The 359-nt window shown below is 65.2% G+C and carries 1 protein-coding gene; it reads left to right on the plus strand.

Translation table 11 applies throughout. From position 1 onward, the window contains the following. Positions 1 to 359, plus strand: a 359-nt coding sequence (locus A3728_RS16330; RefSeq protein WP_443069437.1) for a calcium-binding protein, incomplete at both ends; no start/stop codon positions are given.

The following is a 359-nucleotide window of genomic DNA, read 5'->3' on the forward strand; positions in this document are numbered from 1 at the left end:
CGGGAAGCGAAGCCGGTTCCGCGCTGTTCGAAATCGCGGGCCCGGTCTCGCGTATCGAGATCGTATATGACAACGGCGGCAACACTCAGCAGGCGGTCTATTTTTCGGACGTGCAGTTTGACGCCGTGCGCGATCCGTCCAACGACGATGTCATCAGGGCCGGCGCCGGGGACGACTACGTCGATGCGGGGCTTGGCAATGACAGCGTGGATGGCGGCACCGGCAGCGATACCCTGCACGGGGGCGAGGGTCGCGATACGCTCTTCGGCGGCGCGGGCGACGACCAGATTTACGGTGGCGGCGGCGACAGCCTGTCAGGCGGCGACGGCGATGATCTTTTCCTGATCGACGGCACCAAG

The organism is Sulfitobacter sp. HI0040 (assembly GCF_001634885.1).
Classification (GTDB): Bacteria; Pseudomonadota; Alphaproteobacteria; order Rhodobacterales; family Rhodobacteraceae; genus Sulfitobacter.